This window comes from Terriglobus sp. 2YAB30_2 (assembly GCF_052114765.1).
In the GTDB taxonomy this organism is placed as follows: domain Bacteria; phylum Acidobacteriota; class Terriglobia; order Terriglobales; family Acidobacteriaceae; genus Terriglobus.
This window is the reverse complement of the sequence record NZ_JBFRFJ010000005.1, coordinates 245,408-264,885: the sequence shown is the minus strand read 5'-3', so window position 1 is coordinate 264,885 and position 19,478 is coordinate 245,408. Positions and strand designations below refer to the sequence as shown.

The window sequence follows — 19,478 nt, the reverse complement described above, 5'->3', positions numbered from 1 at the left end:
GAGGCTATGCCCACGCTGGCACAGCTCCGCTCCGGCCGTACCTCGGATACCGCACCCCAGCTTGGCTTCGCGTTCGAAGAACCCGAAGCTGCGTCTCAGCCGGCTGAACCTGCGGCCCGGCCGGCGCCACGGCGCACCACCTTTTCCGTCGCTGAACTTGTCTCGCTCATCCGGGGCGAGCTCGAAAAGGGATATGGCAATATCTCCGTCTTCGGAGAGGTCTCCAACTGCCGCCCCGCCACCTCCGGCCACGTCTACTTCACGTTGAAAGATGGTGAGGCACAGCTTCCCGTCGTGCTCTTCCGCCGCCAGGCACAGACACACCGGTTCCGCATCGAAGACGGTCTGGAGGTCCTGGTCCGCGGCCGTGTCTCTGTATACGAATCGCGCGGGCAACTTCAGCTCATCGCCGAATCGGTTGAGCCCCGCGGAGCCGGAGCGCTGCAGCTTGCCTTCGAACAGCTCAAGGCCCGCCTGCAGGCCGAAGGGCTCTTCGATGCCGACCGTAAGCGTCCTCTGCCAGCTTTTCCGACACGCATCGGCATCGTCACCTCGCCTACCGGCGCAGTCATCCGTGACATCGCCAATGTCATCCGGCGTCGGCACGCTTGCCTCGATCTGCTGGTTTACCCCGCCGCCGTACAGGGAGCCAGTTCCCCCCTGGAAGTCGCCAACGGTATCCGCTACTTCAACCAGGCAACCGGAACTCCCCACGGCGTGGACCTCATCCTTCTTGCCCGTGGAGGCGGCTCTGCCGAAGACCTTGCCGGCTTCAACGATGAGGCGCTCGCCCGTGTGATTGCGGGCAGTGAGCTTCCCATCGTCTCTGCGGTCGGACACGAGACTGACTTCACCATCGCCGACTTTGTATCGGATCTACGTGCGCCTACTCCATCGGCCGCCGCAGAACTCATCACAGCCGCCCAGCATCGCATTGAAGACCATGTAGCCACACTCAGCCAACGGCTGGTTCGTGCGGCTCGCTATACCACCATGCAGGCTGGTCAGCGTTTCGCTCGCATCAATGCACAGGCAATCCTCTACCGCGTGGAAGATGCCATCAGCCGCCGTTATCAGCGCCTGGACGAACTTGCATGGCGCGCTAATTCTGCCGTCAACACTGGACTTCAGCGCAATGAGCGCCGTCTGCTTGCGCTGCATCAGCGTCTGGCTGCACGCGACCTGACCCGGCAGCTCTCTCAGGCACGTCATCACGTTTCTATCGCTGAATCCCGCTTGCTGACCGCTCATCGCGATCGCCTTTCAAGCGAACGGAACCGTGTGCAGGCCGCATCGACCGCGCTTCAGTCGCTGTCGCCCCTTGCCGTACTGCAGCGTGGATATGCCCTTGTGTATGACGCCGAGGGCAAACTGCTGCGCGACGCCGCCGAGGCCACTCCCGGAAGCTCCGTTACCGCTCGACTGCACAAGGGCTCGCTGGAGGCTACCGTCACTGGCAAGCGTTCCTGACGGCAAGCTGTTACCCTCAGATTCAATATGCGAAAGCTCTTTGGAACCGATGGCATCCGTGCTGTCGCCGGCGAATCTCCGCTCGACCCGAAGACCATCTACGCCGTCGGCCTGGCACTGGCACACTCCCTGCGGGACTCGAAAGATGTCTTGCTTGGCATGGACACTCGCGAGAGCTCTGAGTGGATTGCCGCCACGCTCGTCGCCGGTCTTACGGCGGGGGGAGCCGTTGCGCATCTGGCCGGAATCATCACCACGCCGGCCGTGGCGCATCTGACGCGCAAACGCGGCTTCGGTGCAGGCGTTGTCATTTCGGCCTCGCACAATCCGTGGCAGGACAACGGCATCAAGCTCTTCGGTCCTGATGGCTACAAACTTCCCGATGCCACAGAACTTGCCATGGAAGAGGAGATCTTCCGGCACCTTGGCAGCCTTGTTCATGACTCGATCGCTGCCAATGCATTGCCTGAAGCCGACGAAGCTTATCGTGCCGAGTACATCCAATTTCTTCTCGGACAGGTTCCCGGTCTCTCTCTCGATGGCAAGACCATCGTTCTCGACTGCGCCAACGGCGCAGCATCTTCCGTCGCGGCACAGCTCTTCGCCGAGCTTGGCGGAGAGATCCGTATTACCCACGCCTCTCCCGACGGCCGCAACATCAATGAGGGATGCGGCGCGTTACACCCGGAGATCGTCGCCGACGAAGTGACAGCTTCGGGCGCATCCATGGGCATCACCTTCGACGGAGATGCCGACCGCGCTCTCTTTGCCGACGAGTACGGCCAGGTCGTAAATGGCGATGCTGTCATGCTGCTGTCAGCACGGGATCTGAAGGCGCGCGGACAGCTTGCCAACGATCTCGTCGTTGCCACAACCATGTCCAACATGGGTTTGGAAGCAGCACTCAAGCGCTCCGGCATCCGTATGCTGCGCGCGCCGGTGGGCGACAAATATGTTCTGGAGCAGATGCTGGCTACTGGCGCATCGCTCGGAGGCGAGCAGTCCGGCCATATCCTCTTCCCGGCTCTCTCTACCACCGGCGATGGCCTGCAGACCGCGCTCGCTGTGCTGAATGTGCTGCACCGCAATGGCAAATCGCTGGCAGAGCTAACCGGAGATCTGAAGGTCTTCCCACAGGTGATCGTCAACGTCAAGGTGCGTGAGAAGAAGCCGCTCGATCAGTTCCCCACCATCGTCAGCGCCATCGCCGCAGCCGAAAATGAGCTGAAAGACAGTGGCCGTGTCGTCATCCGTTACAGCGGCACCGAAGCTCTTGCCCGCGTGATGATCGAGGCGGAAGACGAAGCTCGCATGAAGCACCACGCCGAGGCGATCGCCAGCTCTATCCGTAACGAACTCGGAATCTAACAAGAACACGGATGAAATGGACGGCCAAACAACGGATACTGCTCTTTCTTATCCCGCGCCTCGCCGCCTTCCTCATCCGCCTTCTTGGCTGCACGCTTCGCTTTGAGGAGATATGCGCTGCCGGTGTTATCCCGGGCGACCGCATGCCTGCTCCCAGCGTCTTCGCCTTCTGGCACCGTTCCCTGTTGATGGCCGCCTACCGCTTCCGCAATCTTAGGATCGCCATCCTTATCTCTCAGTCCTTCGATGGCGAGTTGATCGCACGCACCGTGGAACGTCTCGGCTTCAAGGCGATACGAGGCTCCAGCTCACGCGGTGGGGCAGTTGGTCTGCTTGCCATGGAGACCGCCTACCGCGATGGCCACATCTGCGCATTCACTGCCGATGGGCCTCGCGGTCCAAACATGATCGCCAAACCTGGTGTGACTGCGCTCGCGAATCGGGTTGGAGCCAACGTCGGCGCATTTCATCTGCAGCCGCAACGCGCCTGGGTGCTGCGTTCCTGGGACCGCTTCCTCATCCCCAAACCCTTCAGCCGTGTCGCTGTCACCTGGCCGCCGCACACCTCAGCTGCTCCCACTCCGGAAGCGACGCAGGCAACGCTGGATGAGGCGGTGCGCATGGCAAAACCGCACACAGGAGACATCTAGATGCTGGTCTCCGATTTCGACTTCCATCTCCCCGAGGAGCTTATCGCGCAGCAGCCGCTGCCCGAACGCGATGCGTCGCGCATGCTCGTGCTCGATCGCCATACCGGTGCGTTTCGTGATGACAGCTTCCGTTCGTTGCCCTCACTCTTGCAGCCCGGGGACCTTCTGGTACTGAACAACAGCCGCGTTATTCCAGCGCGTCTGTATGCCACCCGCTCCGGCTTTATCGGACAGATTGAGGTGCTGCTCACCCAGCAGACTGCACCGCTGGAGTGGACAGCTCTAGTTCGTCCTGGCAAGAAGGTTCGCGTAGGAACAACACTTGTCTTCGCCGACCAGCTTCAAGCCGAAGTGATTGCCGCCGGTGAGTTCGGCGAGCGTACGCTGCGCTTTGCACCGGTCGATGACTTCTTCGCTCGTCTCGACCGCATTGGCCATATTCCACTCCCGCCCTACATGCACCGTCCTGATGACGCCGTGGATCGCGAACGCTATCAGACGGTCTACAACCAGCAGCCAGGCTCGGCGGCAGCACCAACCGCCGGTCTGCACTTCACGCCCCGCGTGCTGGATGAGATCAAAGCCCGCGGAGTCCAGATCGCTACGATCACGCTGCATGTCGGCCTCGGAACCTTTCAGCCGGTGCGCGTGGAACGGCTGGACGAGATCAGACTTCACACCGAGCACTACACGCTGCCGGAAGAGACTGCACAAGCGATCCAATCTGCACAGCGGGAGGGCAGACGAATCGTCGCCGCCGGCACCACAACGGTTCGTACCCTGGAACACTGCGCCCGCACCTCACTCGAACCTCATTCCGGAGAGACCAACATCTTTCTCTCTCCCGGAGCGGAGTTCAAACTCGTACAGGCCCTGGTGACCAACTTCCATCTGCCACAATCGACGTTGCTGATGCTGGTGAGCGCCTTCGCAGGCCGTGAGAATGTCCTCCGGGCCTACAATCACGCTGTAGCGGAACGCTATCGCTTCTTCAGTTATGGCGACTGCATGTTCATCGCCTGAAAATCCATCCGTTACACGTTTCTATGGCGAGGAATTGTCTCCCTGCAAACGAATCCAAAGCACTATTCAACAATTCAACTCGCAACCATCTAAACGCGTATCCTTCAAAGGATGGCTGACGAGCAGAAACCCGCAATCTACCTGCTGGACGCAATGGCGTTCATCTTCCGCGCCTACCACGCCATGCAGCGGCAGCGCCCCATGTCCACGCGTACCGGTATTCCCACGGCGGCGACCTATGTCTTCGTGAACATGATCAACAAGCTGCGCCGCGACTTCCAGCCGAAGTACCTCGCCGCCATCTACGATCCGCCCGGCCCCGTCTTTCGCGACGAGCGCGCCCGCGAGATGAAGGCCGTCCGCAAGTGGAATATCAAAACGCAGCAGTTTGAAGAGGTCGACTACGCGGGTTACAAGGCCACGCGAACTGAGACTCCGCCCGACCTGCTGCAGCAGATGCCTTACATCCGCCGCTCCCTGGATGCCTTTCGCATCCCTGTCCTGCTCCACGAAGGCTTCGAAGCCGACGATGTGATCGGCACACTCTCCTGCAAGTTTGCAGCGCAGGGATACAAGGTCTATGTCGTCTCCTCGGATAAAGACATGATGCAGCTCGTCAACGACGATGTGCTTATCCTCAACCCGACGAAGGACAACCTCATCCTCGATTCGAAGAAAGTCGAAGAGACGCTCGGCGTGCCACCACAACAGGTGATCGACGTGATGGCCCTGCGGGGTGACTCGGTCGACAATATCCCCGGCGCCCCCGGCATCGGCGACAAGGGATCGGTGGAACTGATCCAGCAGTTCGGCACGGTGGAAGCCGCCCTTGATCGTGCTGAAGAGGTCAAACGTAAGACCTATCGCGAGAGTCTGCAGAACAATCGCGACAACATCATGCTCAGCAAGGAGCTGGTCACCATCCACAAGGACGTGCCTGTAGAGTACGACCTGGCCGCGATGGAGACACAGGCGATTGATCCCATTGCCTGCCGCGAGCTCTTTACCGAACTTGAGTTCACCACGCTGCTCAAGGAGCTCGCTCCGCCGGAAGATGCCAAACCGGCGACCTACATCCTCGACCCCACGCCGGAACAGCTCACAGCCTTGCTTACCTCCGCGAAAAAAGGCTTTGCTTTGGCAGTTTTCGAGAACGCTGCGGCTATTGCTTCGGAAGTCAGCGTTCCCGAAGAGGACGAGGCTGAACCTCCACCTCCTGAGACCGGCAGTCTCTTCGCTGTACCACCTCCGGTAGCCCCTGCGGCACCCATCCCGCCCTCCTCGCAATCGTTACGCCTCGGCCTTGCGGTGGAAGGTCACGATGTGACCTTTGTCGATATGGCGCGTCAGGAGGCAGAACCGCTCAAATTTTTGCTCGAAGACGAAAACGTGCCGAAGTCTGTACACGATCTCAAGTCGGCTCTGCGCGCAATCGAATCCTGCGGCTTTGCATTACGTGGCGTGGTGGATGATGTGATGCTCTACAGCTATCTCATCAATCCGACGCACGGCTCACATACGCTGGCCGACATTGCGGCTCGCTTCTCCAGCCGCGCTCTCGGTAAAGATCCAAACACGTTACTGGTCGAATCTGCCGACGCCGTCCTTCGCCTCGCGAAGCCGATGCGGGACGACGTCACCCAGGCTGAAACGATGAAGGTCTATGACGAGATCGATAAGCCGCTCGTCCCACTTCTCCTCAAGATGGAGCGCGCGGGTGTACGCATTGATCGCGAAGTTCTGAGCGATATGTCTTCTCGTCTCGCGGTCGAGATCGATTCGCTGAGTGAGCGCATCTACGAGACCAGCGGCCATCGCTTCAATATCAACTCACCCAAGCAGCTCGGGGATGTGCTCTTCAATAAAATGGCGCTGCCTAAGCCGTTGAAGTACGGCAAGGGCAAGGTCATCTCTACGGCGCAGGATGTTCTGGAAGAGCTCGCAGAGCACCACAAGGTCCCCCGCCTGGTCCTTGAGTTCCGCCAGCTTGCGAAGCTGAAATCCACCTATCTTGACCAGCTGCCGCAGCTCGCCGACAACGAAGGCCGTATTCATACGACCTTCAATCAGGTAGGCACAGCGACCGGCCGGCTCTCCTCGGTCAATCCCAATCTGCAGAACATTCCCGTTCGTACTGCGCTGGGACGGGAGATCCGCGCTGCGTTCATTGCGGCTCCCGGCAACGTACTGCTCTCAGCCGACTACTCGCAGATTGAGCTCCGGCTGATGGCGCACTTCTCTGATGACCCCTTGCTGGTTGATGCCTACCGCACAGGCAAAGACATTCATACGCTCACCGCCAGTGAGGTCTTTGGAGTAGACCCCGAGACGATGGACAAGGAGACGCGTAACCGCGCCAAGGCCGTCAACTTCGGCATCGTCTACGGCATCTCACCCTTCGGCTTGGCGGCACAGTTAGGGATTGAGCAGAAGGAAGCCAAGCTCTACATCGAGCGTTACTTTGACCGCTATAAGGGAGTCCGCGCCTTCATCGACAGCGTACTGGCGACCGTGCGCGAAGAGCAGAAGGTCAAAACGCTCTTTGGCCGTGTACGTCCTATCCCGGACATCCAGTCACGCAATGCCAATATGCGCGGTTTCGCCGAACGCACCGCGGTCAACACACCGTTGCAGGGTACAGCCGCGGATCTCATCAAGGTCGCTATGCTGCATATCGATGCTGAGCTGTCCCGCCGTCAACTGAAGGCGAAGATGACTCTGCAGGTACACGACGAACTCCTCTTCGATGTCCCTCCGGAAGAAGCCAAGGAGGTAGAAGCCATGGTCAAGCACGAGATGGAAAGCGTGATCGAGCTCAAGGTTCCACTCGTGGCCGACACCGGAGTAGGCAATAACTGGCGAGATATCAAATGATTGAATGATGGAATGATTGAATAAGCAAAAAAGCCTCCTGAAGCGGAGGCCTTTTGCTTTTGTTCTTCAATCATTCAATTCCTAGCTGTACTTCAGCCACTTCAGAATCTCGGGCAGTGTCGGCCGTTTGCCGTACATCAGGATACCTACACGGTAGATGCGGGCGGTAAGCCACAGCACGCCGTAGATGGTTGCCAGCAGAATCACCACTGAAGCGGCAATGTCATACCACGGCGGATTCGAGATCGCGATGCGCAGATACATGATCAGCGGCGTGCACGTAGGAATCAGCGAGATGATGCGGGAGAAGGGTGAGTTGGGGTTGGAGATCACCGGCACCAGCACAAACATGCACACCGCCATCGGCAGCGCGATCACCATGTTGAACTGTTGCAGTTCCTGCTCCGAGTTCACCATTGCTCCGATTGCAGCGGCCATCCCCGAGTACAGTAGGAAGCCCATGACGAAGTAACCGATAAACGCAATAATCTGGCCTGCCGAGAAGCTGATGTGGATTGCGCCAGCGCCTACTGCCGAGGCCATCGGGACCGCCGACAATCCGAGCGCTGCCAACACCCAGATCCCGATCTGCGTCAGACCGACCGAACCTACACCAAGCAGCTTGCCGGCCATCATCTCCTGCGGCTGTACCGTTGCCAGCATGACTTCAAAGACACGCGAGGTCTTCTCCTCAATGATCGAGCGAGCCACATTCATGCCATGAAGCATTACCGCCATGTACATCAGGAAGAACAGGACGTAGGCTCCAAAGAATGCGGTCATGGTATCCGACTTCGAGATCTCGCCGTTCCTGATGGTTTCGGTTTCCAGATCCACCGGCGCCATCATCAGCTTGATCTCTCCGGCATCCACGCCTTTGCGCTGCATACCCTCGCGCACGATGGCGCGGCGCAAAGCCGATTCAATCGTCTGCATTGTCGAAATGTCGGCGGTGCTTATCGAGGTATAGGTCGCCTTCGGCTTGCCCTGATTCACATCGATCCACACGAAGCCATCGATCTGCTTTTCCGCGGTCTCGTCCACGACGGCCTGGCGGGTATTGCCCGTCGGCGGCGAGATAACATCGACCTGCATCGCAGAATCCTTGCCGTGCTCCAGCTCGTCCTGCAGCGCCAACGCGAGGTCGGTATCGGCCGCAACCACGGCGATATGCGACGCAGCTTTCGAGTGCCTGGACTTAACTACGGAGAACAGGATTCCTCCGCCCATCAACAACGGAATCAGCATCGTCGTAACCAGAAAAGACTTCGTGCGGACGCGTTCCAGATACTCGCGCTTGGCGATCAGAAATGTATTGCTAGGCATCGACATTGCCTCCTGCGCTGACTTCCTGAATAAAGATCTCTTCCAGGGTGGGCTCCATGACTTCAAAACGGGTAATGCGTGTTCCGGCGTTCACCGCCTGCGCGAGAAGCTGCTGCGCTCCGCTCTCATCCTTCAGCCTGATCTCAGCGGAACCGTTATAGAGCTTCGCCTCTTCAATCGCCGGGTCACGCAGGAAGCCCGTATCTCCCTCGAAGGTCATCTGCACCCGGTTGCGCGGATAGCGCGACTTCACCTCACGCATGGTTCCGCTCAGCACCGGCCTGCCACGTGAGATCAGACAAATGGCATCGCACATCTTTTCGACCTGGTCCATGCGGTGCGTCGAGAACAGGATCGCCCGGCCTTCCCTGCGGAGGTCCAACATCGTCTCGATCAGCAGAGTCGCATTCACAGGATCCAAACCGCTAAACGGCTCATCCATGATGATCAGCTCCGGCTCATGCAGCAGCGTTGCGATGAACTGGATCTTCTGCTGCATGCCCTTGGAGAGCTCTTCCGTCTTTTTGGGAATCGCCTCGGTAATCTGCAGCCGCTCGCACCACTCGTGGCTTCGCTTCAGCGCCGTCGCCTCATCCAATCCGCGCAGCTGTCCAAGAAAGACGAGCTGGTCGATGACCTTCATCTTCTTGTAGAGTCCGCGTTCCTCGGGCAGATACGCGACTCGCTTCAGAACGTCGCGCTTGAACGGCTCGCCGAAAAGCCGGACAACGCCAGAGTCCGGCATCGTAATCCCTACCATCATGCGGATGGTGCTGGTCTTCCCCGAGCCGTTTGGCCCTAACAGGCCAAACATGGTTCCGGGTTCGATGGAGAAGGAGAGGTCCTCGACTGCGACCTTTTTGTCATAAACCTTACGAACGTGTTCGAGTTGAACAATAGACATGATGTTCCTAAGGGAAGTTTACTAGTTGGCTGATTTCGAGGCCGCAAACTGTATCGTTTGCGCTTTCCTCAGGACCAGCGGCGGGCACGCAGGATAAACGGCAGCCGGCAACCTACAATGCGATAAGACCTGATGTCCCCGGTGATGAAGACCCAGCCCGCCAGCCCACGAACCAGCCAGCCCCCGCGTGAAGCCCAGACATTCGCCACGGACGTGAAGTTCGTCAAGGGTGTGGGCGAGCGCATCGCCACAGCTCTGAGAGAGCGCGGGGTGCAGACGGTCGAGGACCTGCTCTACCATCTTCCTTTCCGCTATGAAGACCGCTTGCATCCGCGGCATCTCCGTGAGCTCAAGCCGGGGGAGATGGCCTCTGTCATCGGTGAGGTCCGCGGCGCCGCACTCCTTCGCACCAAGAAGATGCCCATCTTCGAGGTTACGGTCGGCCAGGGCCTCGACACAGTCAAATGCCTGTGGTTCCGCGGGACCTATCTGCAAGGGAAGTTCAAGGCCGGCCAGATGGTCGCGCTCTATGGGAAGGTCGAGGCCTCCAGCAGCCGCGCGGGCGCCTTCAAGATGATCCAGCCGCAGTTCGAATTCCTGCCGGACGCCTCTGCCACCGGCGAAGACGCCGAGTTCGCCGGTCTTGAGGTCGGGCGCATCGTCCCCGTCTATGAGTCGCTCGGCGGCACCACGGCCTGGGGCGCCAAACTTGGCAGCAAGTGGCTGCGCCGGGTGCTGTGGGATCTGCTCGCCGAGGTCAAAGATGCGCCGGAAACTCTGCCACTTGCCCTGCGCGAACGGCTCAAGCTTCCGGGACGTATGGAAGCTCTGCGCGAGGTCCACTTCCCCAGCGAAGGCACCCGTCTGGAAGACCTCACCTATGCCCGCACACCGGCACTCCGCCGCCTTGTCTTTGAAGAGCTCTTCTATCTGGAACTCGGCCTTGAACTCAAACGCCGGCGGATGCGTGAGCGTGAAGGCATCGCCTTCCAGACCGGCACCGACGTTCGCGAGGCGTTGAAACAGATTCTCCCCTTCCACCCCACGACCGCGCAGAAGCGAGTTCTAGGCGAGATCGTCGCCGATATGCAACATCCGCAGCCCATGCGCCGTTTGCTGCAGGGTGACGTCGGCAGCGGCAAAACCATCGTTGCCCTGGAAGCCGCCATTGTTGCCATGGAAAACGGCTACCAGGCCGCTCTAATGGCTCCAACCGAAATTCTGGCGACGCAGCACTATCTCTCCGCCCGCAAAGTCCTCCAGAAGGCCACCAAAGAAGACGGCAATCGCCGCTACCGCATCACCCTGCTCACCGGCTCGCTTGAGCCTGCGGAGAAAAAAGCGGCGCGCGGCAAGATCTATCGCGGCGAAACCGACCTGGTGATCGGTACCCATGCGCTGCTTGAAGAAAAGGTCGACTTCGACCGGCTCGGCCTCATCGTCGTCGACGAACAGCATCGTTTCGGCGTTCAGCAGCGTTTCCGCCTGATGAAGAAGCCCGGCGCGGCCGAGCCCGATGTCCTGGTCATGACCGCGACCCCGATCCCACGTACGCTCGCTCTTACCATGTATGGCGATCTCGACGTCTCCATCCTTGATGAGCTGCCTCCGGGCCGCACGCCCATCGTCACCCGTCGCGTAGAAGAACAGCGTTCGGCGGAGGTATGGGACTTCGTCCGGAAACAGGTCCAGGCTGGCCGCCAGGCGTATGTCGTGTACCCATTGATTGAAGGAACGAACGACGACCAGCCGGAACTGGATTTCGCGCACGATCAGCCCCCGGAAGAAGAGGCTGCTCCGAAGAAAGGCTCACGGAAAAAGCCCGGCGATCTCTTCAAGGCCAAGCTTAAGTCCGCGACGCAGATGTACGAAGAACTCAGTGCCGGGCCGTTGCGCGGTTTGCGTCTTGGACTGCTGCATGGCCGCCTCGATGCCGCTGAGAAAGAGATCGTCATGGCCCGCTTCCAGCGCGGCGAGATCGACGTTTTGCTCTCCACCACGGTGATCGAAGTCGGCGTCGATGTTCCCAATGCCACCGTCATGGTCATCGAACATGCGGAGCGCTTCGGACTCGCCCAGATGCATCAACTGCGCGGCCGCGTCGGCCGCGGCTCCGCGAAGAGCTATTGCATTCTGCTGACCGGATCGACGGTCTCGACCGAGGCCAACCAGCGGCTGGACGCCATGGTGCGCTCGCAGAACGGTTTTGAGCTCGCCGAGATCGACCTGGAGCAGCGCGGCCCCGGCGAGTTCTTCGGTACCCGCCAGTCCGGCCTGCCCGCATTCCGCGTCGCCAGCCTGTTGCGCGACCGCGAAACCCTGGAGCTGGCCAAGCGCGAAGCAGCAAGCTTCGCCGTCAATGCGGAAGCTACGGAAGAAGAGAAAGAGACCGTCCGCACCCAGTTGAAACAGCACTGGCAACGCCACTATGGGTTGGTGGAAGCGTAAAAGCAGTTGCTGGTTGCTAGTTCCTGGTTGCTAGTTGGCCTGGTGCTACATAGGTTGCCATGTGCTTGATGGCCTTTCCTAGCAACTAGGAACCAGCAACTAGCAACTCGGCCGTCAGGCCGTCGCCGGATACATCTCGGTCCGCTGCTGTTGCGGCGCGAGCGGTGTCATCTGCACGACGTGTTTCTTCGGTCCACGCTTGCGGGCGACCAAAATGCGCACGCGATCCAGCAGCTCCGATGCCGAGTTCGCTCCCTTGGGCAGAAATGCATCGGCGGCTTCGTTGCGATCGGCGCTGGTGATTGTTCCTGACACCATCAGCGAGGGCAGCGCGGGATGAATCTCCTTGGCGCGACGGATGAGTGAGTTTCCATCCATCTGCGGCATGGTCAGGTCGGTCAGCAGCAGATCTACCGAACCCGGCAAGGCCTGGGTCAGCATCTCCAATGCGTGATGGGGCGATTGGGTATCGAGTACACGGTAACCACGGGTCTCCAGAAGGAACTTCCGCACGGAAAGGGACTGTTCATTGTCGTCGACGCAAAGGATGGTTTTTTTGGGGCGCATTTTTTAACTGTTTCCTTCGTCTTGCTCTGCGAACGAGCTGCTCTGGCGCTGGGGCAGCGCGGGTTGGTGCGGTAGATTCCGCGGCGGGTATGCACTTGGACTCAGGGAAAGGCAAGACTCTCCCGCTGCTTCCGCACAGGGCGAAAACAGTGACGTACCGTAGGCATACCCGGCCGCGGAGAGAGGGGGATGCAGGCGAAAGCAGGTTGCCCTTCACCGTCGTCCGTAAGGTGGAAACGCTTGTGCCGCCGTCGCAGCCGCGTACCGCGGCTGCATGTGCTGGTGTGCGTTCGGGCCCCCAGGGATCGGCGCTGCGGCCTGCGCAGTGCCCCTCTCAGCTTCAGTTGTTTGTCAGATCAGAAACCCTGTGCGTCGGGGTGTTCCGAACCACGAACGCTTGGCAAGAGTACGAAGCTCTAAGGTGCGGCGCAATGGCGAAAGTAGAGCGAACATTCGCGGCCTTTCCACTTGCGGTTCCACCGCAAGTGGTGGAACCACCGCAGCTATTGGAGATTTCTACGATGTTGCATGTTGAAATGTGGCTTAAATTGACAGGAAAAACTGTCCTTTTGCAGCAGGAATGGTGCGGCCTGCAACATGAATTTCACACACCTTTCCGTCACGGACCTCTCCACGAAGAAGTAACCGGCTCGGCCGCCGCATCTCCACCCCCTGCTCCATGACGATGCCGGCGCCGGAAGCGACCACTCCGTGACGCACCAGGTAACTGATGGCGCATCCTGCTGCAGATCCGGTAGCCGGATCTTCCCCGTTGTAAAACTGCATGCGGGCATGCCAGTCTGCGTCCCCGTTTTCCACAGGAGCGATGCAGTAGAAGAACTTCGCGTCCGACGACGCCAGGTACTGCTGTGCCACCAGCTGGTTCACAGCGAGCCTTCCTGCCACCTCAACCGACCGTAGAGGGACGATGCAGAAGGCCATTCCGGTGCTCGCCGTCTGCGGCTCCAGCTCCGGGTGCAGATCGTCTACGGTAAGCCCCAGGGTGGCCGCGATGGCCTCCCGTGCGTGCATCTGACCGAACTCAGGGTCACGCTGCCTCATCTCCCCAAAGACACCCGCCTCGCCCTCCACAGGCGCCGTAAAGCGCACCGGAATCGGTCCGACCGGGAGATCCAACGTGATGGTCTCCTGTCCACGCAGGACGGGATGGTTCCGATAGATCCAGCTCGCTGTGCCCAGCGTCGGATGTCCGGCAAAACGCAGCTCTTCCTGGGTCGTAAAGATCCGGACCAGCACACCCCGCTCGTGCTCGATCGCTTCGTCCCGGGGCACGATGAATGTCGTTTCGGAGAGGTTGGTCTCCCGCGCCAGCCGCTGCATCTGCTCGGTCGTCAGACCACGGGCGTCGGTAAAGATCGCCAGTTGATTCCCCTCCAGCGCCGTCTCCGCAAAGACGTCGACCTGCTCCCACTCCAGTGCCTGCATACCGCTACCCCTCTCGCTCATACGCTCATTGTTACAAAGCCCGCCACCCCTCTCCCCCCGCCATCTTCTTCTCAGACAAGGCGCATCTCCTTGAAAGAGCTGCCAGCAGGTGGCGAAGTAGATTCGTTTCCTGCCCGAAACGAACCTGGGCAGATACAGGAGCCTAATTTTTCACCTGTTTACGGCTTTTACCTCTTGCTATCAAAGTCACCGGTCGTTACTTTGTGGTCAATGGCTGACATGCAGACAATCCTTCCACCCCTTCCCTCCGAACCGGAGCCTGCTTCTATGAACATCGGAGCTACGATCCGCGGGTTCCGCCTGCAGAAGGGCATGTCCCAGGGCGATATCGAGAAGCGCACCGGGCTACTCCGCTGCTACCTGTCACGAGTGGAGAACGGGCACACGGTTCCGTCCCTGGAAACATTGCAAAAGATCGCTCAGGCACTCGATCTGCCCCTGAGCCAGTTCTTCGCCGAAGACAGCGTCGGGCGCGAGATGAGCACGCTGAATCTCTCCGAAGACGAGATTCGCTTCCTCACCCAGATCCAGCGCTACTCAGCCAACCTATCCGACTCCGACCGCAAGCTGCTGCTGGCCATGGTCCGCAAGTTCGCCCAGACCGCGCTGAGCTAGCCTCACACCGTCAGCCAAAGTTTTCTACAACCACCCCCGGATCCCCGGGGGTATTTTTTTGCTCATCAATATCGGGATGTCACTGATTTTTCGGGATTAACACGCGTTCCTGCCGCGCCTCCTATCATAGAAAGATGAAGACGCGATCTCCTCTCTATGTCACCTCGCTCATCGCGGGGGCTTTCTTCATGGAGAATCTCGATGGAACCATCATCGCCACCGCGCTTCCACAGATGGCGAAGAGCTTCCACACCAGCGCTGTCAGCCTGAACATCGGCATGACGGTCTACATGCTGACGCTGGCCGTACTGATCCCTATCAGTGGATGGGTGGCCGACCACTTCGGTGCCCGCACAGTCTTTGCGACCGCCGTATCGCTCTTCACCCTAGCCTCCGTGCTCTGTGCCGGAGCCCATTCCCTGACGCAGTTCACCCTGATGCGCATTCTGCAGGGCATCGGCGGAGCCATGATGGTTCCGGTCGGCCGACTCATTGTCCTCCGCGAAACACCGAAGGATCGCCTGGCGCAGGCCATCGCCTACATCAGTTGGCCGGGGCTGACCGCTCTCGTGCTCGGTCCCCCACTGGGCGGCTTCATTACGACCTACTTCAGCTGGCACTGGATCTTTCTGATCAACGTGCCCTTCGGGATCGCGGCTCTCATCCTGGCGGTGCTTTGGATTGAAAACACCCATGTCCACGAACGGCACCCCTTCGATTGGGGAACCTTCATCCTGGCGGGCATCGCCTCTGCCGGCTCTGTCTACGCCATGGAGAAGTTCGGCGAAGGCGAATCCGGATGGGTCACCCCGGCGATGACGTTGGCGTTCAGCCTGACCTGCGGCGTCTTTGCGATTCTGTATGCGCGCCGGCGGCCAAAGACCTCTCTCATCGATTTCGATTCGATGCGGAACAAGACCTACTCGCTCTCCATCTATGGAGCGAGTGCCTTTCGCGTGGGAGTCATGGCCCTGCCATTCCTGCTCCCACTCATGTTTCAGATTGCGTTCCGTCTGACCGCCTTCCGCAGCGGTCTGTATCTGCTTGCGCTCTTTGGCGGTGACTTCAGCATGAAGTCGATCGTGCTGCCGCTGCTGAGGACCTTCGGCTTCCGCCGCCTGCTGATCGTTAACGGCCTCATCACCGTGGGCACCATCGGCCTATGCGCTCTGCTGACACCGGGCACGCCTACGGCTCTGCTGCTCTTCATCCTGTTTATCCACGGTGCCTGCCGGTCGCTGGAGTTCACCTGCCTGACAACCCTGGCTTATGCAGAGATCCCGGCAGAACGGATGAGCCGAGCAAATGGATTTCTCAGCGCCATCATGCAACTGAGCGCCGGCATGGGCGTCGCAGTGGGAGCCATCACGCTGCGCATCGTCGCCATGGCCAAGGGACACTCGGCAGCTCACCCGGATCTTAGCGACTTCCGCTGGGCCATCGTCCTCATGGCAATCTTCGCCCTGGGTCCAGTCATCGACAGCCTGGCACTGCATCCCCATGCAGGAGCAAGCACCAGCGGTCATAAGCGCATCCCCGAATCGGAATCAGCATTGGTTTAGCGCCCTGCTATATCGACAAAATTCGCTTTGTATTTGTTGTTAAGAATTTTGGGTATTCCTAGCCCACCCTAGCGTTGCGAGGGCGGGGCACCCGGGCAATATAAACGATAAGCGCTGAAGGCCGGGGTCCCCAATGAACTTGTTCAGTGGGGTGGAAAAGCGTGTTCTATACCAGCCTAGGGCAACCCGCCAGGTCTGATGCCCCATAGAAATTAAAGGGCTGAAGGCCCGCTCTATAGGTTTCAGCGAGGTCGCATTTGTCGATACGACCATTACCTCTGAGGCTTGCTATGCTGGCCGGTATCGAGGTGACGGATGAGCTTCCCCGAAAACAAGAACAACTTTCTCTTTCTGCTGACATTCATCATGAACGTCGTGAACGACATGGTCGAGAACCGCATCAGGCAGGACGTAGAACTCTTTCAATCTGTCTGGGCCTCGGAGGTGAGACCGCAACTGGAAGGGCTCTTTCGCACCTTTGAAGCCATCGACACCGAAGATTCTCCGCAGTGGAAGGAGATTCAGAACCGTGGCTTCACTCTGGCCCGGATCAAACTCATACAAACTCGGCTCAGCGAGGCTACGCTCGCCGGCCCAGACACAATCAGGGTTCATATGCTCACCAGTGCAGTTCTGAGTGAGATTCCGGGTGCCGGCTTCCTCACCTGGTTCAAGATATTCGTTCAGGATGCCACCACCGATCAGATGGCCCCCATCCTCTCCAACAACTAAGAACCATTCCATCCCAGTGCCTTGCCTATTTCATAGAAGTGGGCCTTTCGCATATTGCACAATGCGCAACATATATTGCGTAATGTACTATTCTCTCCTGCAAATACACGCGTTCTCAGACGGAGGGAAAAAGTGCACGGCCCGCAAATATCACGGAGGGCAATCTCCAGACAAAGTCACGTTTCGCATTTGGTCTCAGGTCACGTACTCAGCACCACTGCGCTCCTGCTTACCTGCGTCTGTACCGCTGCATCTGCACAGCAGGCCCCGATTGGCTGGAAGGACTATCTCGGTGGACCGGAGAGCGCGCACTACTCGCCGTTGAAACAGATCCACACCGGCAATGTGAATAAGCTCGATGTCGCCTGGAGCTATCTGACCGGTGATGACATGACCTATACCTTCAGCCCGCTGGTCATCGACAACATCGCCTATGTGGCGGCGAAGCAGGGATCGCTGGTGGCGGTTGACGCGACCACCGGCAAGGAGCTGTGGAGCCACGCCTTTACCCTTCCCGGCAATGCGCCCTCGCGTTTCTCCGGCATCGCGGGTATGCGCGGCGCCAATTACTGGGAGAGCAAAGACCGCAAAGACCGTCGCGTGCTCGTCTCTGCCAACGGTTACCTCCAGGCTCTGGATGCGCGCACCGGACAGCTCGTCGACTCCTTTGCCGACCACGGAAAACTCGATCTGAAGATCGGGCTCGACCGCGCTACCCGCCCGCTCTCTTCCCGTACTCCCGGCCGCGTCTTTGAGAACATCATCATTCTTGGCAGCGCTACCGGTGAGGGATATCTCGCTCCTCCCGGCGATATCCGCGCCTTCGACGTAGTGACTGGCAAACTTCTCTGGGTGTTCCACACTATTCCGCGACCGGGCGAGTTCGGATACGACTCGTGGCCGAAGGACGCCTATAAGTACATGGGTGGCGTAGATGTATGGGGTGAGATTACGGTCGATCCTAAACATGGCATCGCCTACTTCCCCGTTGCCTCCGCTAAATACGAGCTCTACGGCGGCGACCGGAAAGGCAACAATCTCTATGCCGACTGCCTGCTGGCCCTCGATGCCCGCACCGGCAAGCATCTCTGGCACTACCAGACCGTGCACCATGACGTCTGGGACTACGACCCGGATTCTGCACCGCAGCTCGTCACCGTGAAGCACAACGGCAAGACAGTCGATGCCGTCGCATTGGCGTCAAAGAACGGCTTCTTATATGTCTTCGACAGGCTCACCGGAAAACCGCTATGGCCAATCGAAGAACGTCCGGTCCCGGCCAGCGATGTTCCAGGCGAGGTCACCTCAAAGACACAGCCCTATCCCACCGTTGTGCCTCCGTTCTCCCGCCAGGGCATGACTGTGAAAGATATGTACGAAGGCTTTATGAAGCCGGAAGAGGTGCCCTGGTGGCGCGAGCGCCTATCCAAGGCGAGAACCGGCTTCTACACGCCTCCATCGACAACCGCGGACACGATCAATCTTCCCAGCGTGAACGGTGGTGCTCTCTTCTTCAGCACCGGAGCAAACGCGGCTGACGGAACGGTCTATGTGCTTTCCAAAGACATGCCGTCGATCATCAAGCTTGTGGGTGCCGGCGAGTCGACCACGGCCAATGCAGGCGGTCTGATCCCAAGCCGGCCGCGCAACGTGCGTCCCAGAACCGGCATTCCTACGCAGGAACAGATGGGCCGCGCCGTCTATGAGCAGAACTGCCAGTTCTGCCACGGACCGGAGCTGAAAGGCGATCGCGGACCTGCACTCGATACCGTGGTCAGCCGGCTTGGCGTGGAGGCGACACGCAACACCATCACCAGCGGAAGAGCGACCATGCCGTCCTTCTCTTCCCTGCCGGCGCCGGCGATGAATGATCTGATGGCCTTTCTCAAGCAGCCCGATCTCGCGCCATTGGGTTCGGCGCCTTCGGCCGCCACCCAGACATTGATGCGCACGCTGACGGGCGAGCCGCCTTATCCAAATGATGTCGAAGGTCCTCCATCCCGTTACAAGACCGGGTACGGCAACGAGCCTTACGTCATCACTCCGCCCTGGAGCACCATCACCGCCTACGACCTAAATACGGGCAAGATCAAATGGAAGACGCCTTATGGTGATGTTCCCCAGGCAGGTCCGAGCGACAAGCTGCGGGGAAACATCTATCCAAAGAGCGGTTTCGTCACCACAGCCGGCGGCCTGGTTCTGTTTGCCGGCAATGACTCGAAGCTCTACGTCCTGGACAGCGCCACCGGCAAAGTGATCTTCACTAAAGATCTACCCAACGGATCGCAGGGGGTGCCTGCTGTCTATGAAGCAGACGGACGCGAGTATGTCCTGTTTACCGTGAGTGGCGGAGGAACTCCTTATCCCGAGGGCGCTTACATTCCTCCGGGAGGGGTCTCTAACCCGACGACATCGAAGGGGTATATCGCATTTGCACTTCCGGCCGGGGAAAACAAGCGCTAGAGCAATTCT

At 59.3% G+C, this 19,478-nt stretch carries 14 protein-coding genes; 10 read left to right on the top strand and 4 right to left on the bottom strand.

The genetic code is table 11. The features are described 5' to 3' along the window. Nucleotides 1-6: 6 nt before the first annotated feature. The 5 genes from xseA to polA all read left to right on the top strand — a co-directional run bounded on the left by xseA (nucleotide 7) and on the right by polA (nucleotide 7,385). Nucleotides 7-1,470, top strand: a complete 1,464-nt coding sequence (gene xseA / locus AB4Y89_RS10440; RefSeq protein WP_442300866.1) for an exodeoxyribonuclease VII large subunit — start codon at nucleotides 7-9, stop codon at nucleotides 1,468-1,470. Nucleotides 1,471-1,497: 27 nt separating this feature from the next. Then, complete coding sequence (gene glmM, locus AB4Y89_RS10435) at nucleotides 1,498-2,838, top strand: phosphoglucosamine mutase (protein WP_442300865.1); 1,341 nt, start codon at nucleotides 1,498-1,500, stop codon at nucleotides 2,836-2,838. A gap of 11 nt (nucleotides 2,839-2,849) precedes the next feature. Further along, nucleotides 2,850-3,488 carry a lysophospholipid acyltransferase family protein gene (locus AB4Y89_RS10430; RefSeq protein WP_442300864.1) on the top strand — a complete coding sequence of 213 codons (639 nt, stop codon included), beginning with the start codon at nucleotides 2,850-2,852 and terminating at the stop codon, nucleotides 3,486-3,488. After that, a complete protein-coding gene (gene queA / locus AB4Y89_RS10425; protein WP_442300863.1) occupies nucleotides 3,489-4,511 on the top strand; it encodes a tRNA preQ1(34) S-adenosylmethionine ribosyltransferase-isomerase QueA in 1,023 nt (340 codons plus the stop codon). A gap of 111 nt (nucleotides 4,512-4,622) precedes the next feature. Then, nucleotides 4,623-7,385, top strand: coding sequence for a DNA polymerase I (polA, locus tag AB4Y89_RS10420; protein WP_442300862.1), 2,763 nt, complete (start codon nucleotides 4,623-4,625; stop codon nucleotides 7,383-7,385). An 81-nt stretch (nucleotides 7,386-7,466) separates the two neighbouring features. Here polA and AB4Y89_RS10415 read toward each other — a convergent pair whose 3' ends face one another. Together AB4Y89_RS10415 and AB4Y89_RS10410 are read right to left on the bottom strand one after the other, a co-directional pair. After that, entirely contained in the window at nucleotides 7,467-8,711 is a 1,245-nt protein-coding gene (locus AB4Y89_RS10415) for an ABC transporter permease (RefSeq protein ID WP_442300861.1), read from the bottom strand. Then, on the bottom strand, nucleotides 8,704-9,615 hold the full coding sequence (locus tag AB4Y89_RS10410) for an ABC transporter ATP-binding protein (RefSeq protein WP_442300860.1): 912 nt from the start codon (nucleotides 9,613-9,615) through the stop codon (nucleotides 8,704-8,706). The genes AB4Y89_RS10415 and AB4Y89_RS10410 overlap by 8 nt, the downstream gene beginning before the upstream one ends. 144 nt (nucleotides 9,616-9,759) lie before the next feature. Here AB4Y89_RS10410 and recG point away from each other — a divergent pair, with 144 nt between their 5' ends. Further along, entirely contained in the window at nucleotides 9,760-12,063 is a 2,304-nt protein-coding gene (gene recG, locus AB4Y89_RS10405) for an ATP-dependent DNA helicase RecG (protein ID WP_442300859.1), read from the top strand. 114 nt (nucleotides 12,064-12,177) lie between these two features. Here recG and AB4Y89_RS10400 read toward each other — a convergent pair whose 3' ends face one another. Both AB4Y89_RS10400 and AB4Y89_RS10395 read right to left on the bottom strand, forming a co-directional pair. Continuing rightward, nucleotides 12,178-12,630 (bottom strand): response regulator, encoded by a 453-nt coding sequence (locus AB4Y89_RS10400; protein ID WP_442300858.1) that lies wholly within the window; start codon nucleotides 12,628-12,630, stop codon nucleotides 12,178-12,180. Nucleotides 12,631-13,173: 543 nt separating this feature from the next. Continuing rightward, entirely contained in the window at nucleotides 13,174-14,097 is a 924-nt protein-coding gene (locus tag AB4Y89_RS10395; protein WP_442300857.1) for a PhzF family phenazine biosynthesis protein, read from the bottom strand. Nucleotides 14,098-14,364: 267 nt separating this feature from the next. Between AB4Y89_RS10395 and AB4Y89_RS10390 the strand changes: the two genes are divergently transcribed. The 4 genes from AB4Y89_RS10390 to AB4Y89_RS10375 all read left to right on the top strand — a co-directional run bounded on the left by AB4Y89_RS10390 (nucleotide 14,365) and on the right by AB4Y89_RS10375 (nucleotide 19,469). Next, the gene (locus AB4Y89_RS10390) at nucleotides 14,365-14,712 is read left to right on the top strand and encodes a helix-turn-helix domain-containing protein (RefSeq protein ID WP_246153652.1); all 348 of its coding nucleotides are present in this window, start codon (nucleotides 14,365-14,367) and stop codon (nucleotides 14,710-14,712) included. Between the two features lie 134 nt (nucleotides 14,713-14,846). Then, a complete protein-coding gene (locus AB4Y89_RS10385; protein ID WP_442300856.1) occupies nucleotides 14,847-16,274 on the top strand; it encodes an MFS transporter in 1,428 nt (475 codons plus the stop codon). Nucleotides 16,275-16,589: 315 nt separating this feature from the next. Beyond that, on the top strand, nucleotides 16,590-17,006 hold the full coding sequence (locus AB4Y89_RS10380; protein ID WP_442300855.1) for a hypothetical protein: 417 nt from the start codon (nucleotides 16,590-16,592) through the stop codon (nucleotides 17,004-17,006). Nucleotides 17,007-17,195: 189 nt separating this feature from the next. Beyond that, nucleotides 17,196-19,469, top strand: a complete 2,274-nt coding sequence (locus AB4Y89_RS10375; protein ID WP_442300854.1) for an outer membrane protein assembly factor BamB family protein — start codon at nucleotides 17,196-17,198, stop codon at nucleotides 19,467-19,469. Nucleotides 19,470-19,478: the final 9 nt, after the last annotated feature.